The organism is Caldimonas sp. (assembly GCF_046289365.1).
Taxonomy (GTDB): domain Bacteria; phylum Pseudomonadota; class Gammaproteobacteria; order Burkholderiales; family Burkholderiaceae_C; genus Caldimonas.
The window spans coordinates 1-2,435 of the sequence record NZ_JBKBVU010000309.1; the positions used below are offsets into that span (position 1 = coordinate 1).

At 68.1% G+C, this 2,435-nt stretch carries 2 protein-coding genes; both read left to right on the forward strand.

Annotated elements, in window-relative coordinates:
* Positions 1-235 precede the first annotated feature (235 nt).
* Positions 236-1,630: a diguanylate cyclase domain-containing protein gene (locus tag ACK42S_RS17415; RefSeq protein WP_409710569.1), complete on the forward strand. Its 1,395-nt coding sequence runs from the start codon at positions 236-238 to the stop codon at positions 1,628-1,630.
* Positions 1,631-1,632: 2 nt separating this feature from the next.
* The coding region (locus ACK42S_RS17420) for a glycosyltransferase family 2 protein (protein WP_409710572.1) at positions 1,633-2,435 on the forward strand (803 nt) is incomplete at its 3' end.

The following is a 2,435-nucleotide window of genomic DNA, read 5'->3' on the forward strand; positions in this document are numbered from 1 at the left end:
CCGCTGCTGCAGCAACGGCTGCACACCGCGTGGGTGCAGTGGTTGCTGCAACTGCAGCATCAGGCACCGCCGCTGCCACCGACGCTGACGAACGACCTGGCCGACATCGTGCGTGACGAGGTGCTGCGCCACCTAGCAGGCCGTTGAAAAACGTCGCGAGGATGGCCAGATGCAAGGCGCACGGGGCACAGCGACCCTATAATCATCCCGGACATGACAGCTACGGAGAAATCTCTTGTTCACCGAACTGCTCGCCCCATCGACGGAGGATCGCCGCCAGTTGCACGTGGCCGTGCTGCGTGGGCCGCTGGCCCCGGGCGTCGGGTCGGCCGGTGGCGAGTTCGATTCCTGGAACGCCTGGGAGCGCAGCGGGGCGCAGGCCTTGGCCTTTTACCTGACCGGTTGGGACGATGCGACGCTGCGGGCGATGGTCGCACGCATCCGCGCCTCGCAGTGGTGGGACCGTCCCGTGTGGGCCGAGGAGGCCGGCGCGCGGGCCGCCTGGCTGGACGGGGTAGGAAGCATCGAGCAGGCCCGCCAGGCTGGGGAGCGCGCGCTGGCCGTGCGCCGCAGCCTGAATCTCGACCCGCAGGCCCTGCATTTCGACGAGCGAGTGTTGTACTTCCTGGTCCAGCGCGACGGGGCCGAGCTGCTGCCTGTGCGCGACCGTCACCTTGCTTCGCTGTATCACTATCCCGTGCTGGACATGCTGGCGCGCGAGGGCGAGGATCCCATGGTCGCGAGGGTGGCGCTCGTGCGCCGAGGCCTGTTGGAGCCTTCGCGGCTGATCGATCGCACGCGTCATTGCCGCTCTTGCGGTAGCGCCCATCTGCACTATCTCGATGTCTGCCCGCATTGCAGCAGCATCGAGATCCGCAAGTCGCCTTCCCTGCACTGTTTCACCTGTGGCCATGTCGCGCCCGAGGCCGACTTCCGCGGGGAGTCCGGGCTGAGCTGCCCGAAGTGCGCGGCCCGTCTGCGCCACATCGGCGTGGACTACGACCGCCCGCTGACGCAACTGGCCTGCGCAAGTTGCCGCCATGTCTTCGTCGAATCGGCCGTGCAAGCGCGCTGTCTGGACTGCAACGCCACGGCCGAGCCCAGCGAGCTGGACGTGCACGAGATCAGCGCCCTGCGGCTGAGTGCCCAAGGCCGCGCCGCGCTGCGTGCCGGGCAGGTCCAGGAATCGATGGCGGCCCTCGACAGCGCCAACTACGTGGTGCCGACGGAGTTCCGCCAGCTCGTGAACTGGGCCCTGGCCGCCCGGTCGCGGCATGCGCAGATGCAGTTCGGCCTGATGATGGTGGAGTTCCTGAATGCGGCCGAATTCGTCGAGCGCCACGGCGCGGCGCGGGCTTACCTGATGCTCGATGAATTCGCCCGCCGTCTGCACGAGCTGCTGCGCGCCTCGGATGTGACCACACGCACGGCGGAGGAGCGGCTGTGGTTCTTCCTGCCTTTTTCGCAGGCCGCTGGGCTGGCCGCGCGTGTGCAGCATCTGCTGGACCAGCGGGCCCGTGCCGAGGGCGGTGTGGGCCTGCGCGCGCGCATCACCTGCCTGGCCGTGCCCGAGGACTTGCGCGCCGGCGACGACTGCGACCGCCTGATGCAGCGACTGGCCGAAGCCTGAGCATGTGGGAGCAAGCGGTTCATGCTTTCGGTACGCTCGTCCTGTCCACCAGTGAACAGGGCTGGCTGGAGATCGCCCTCAAATTCTTCCCCTTCGTGCTGCTGCTGGAGCTGCCGCTGTACGTCCTCGTGATGGCCGGCATCGTGCGTTTCGGCCTGCGCGAGCACCGACCCGACCGGCAGCGCGAACGCTATCCCAGGGTGTCCTGTCTGGTCACCTGCTATGCCGAAGGCGAGGATGTGCGCAAGACCATCCACAGCCTGGCTCAGCAGGACTATCCCGGATTCATCGAGATCGTCGTGATGGTGGACGGGGCCGTGCAGAACCGGGCCACGCTGGAGGCGGCCCGGCGCGCCCAGGATCTGGTCGCCGGCTTGCCGAGGCGGCAGCTCATCGTGCTGCCCAAGTGGCAGCGCGGCGGGCGGGTGTCCTCACTCAACGCGGGATTGCAGATCGCCACCGGCGAGGTGGTGATGGCGCTGGACGGCGACACCTCGTTCGACAACGACATGGTGCGCCACGCCACGCGACACTTCGACGACCCGCGCGTGGTGGGCGTGGCCGGCTGCCTGCGTGTGCGCAACGCCGGCCGATCGATGGTGACACGCCTGCAGGCGCTGGAGTACATGCTGTCCATCGGGGCGGGCAAGACCGGGCTGTCGGAGTTCAACCTCGTCAACAACATCTCGGGCGCCTTTGGCGTGTTCCGCACCGCCTTCATCCGCAACCTGGGCGGCTGGGATGCCGGCACCGCCGAGGACTTGGACATCACGCTGCGCATCAAGCAGTACTTCGGCCGCCACCC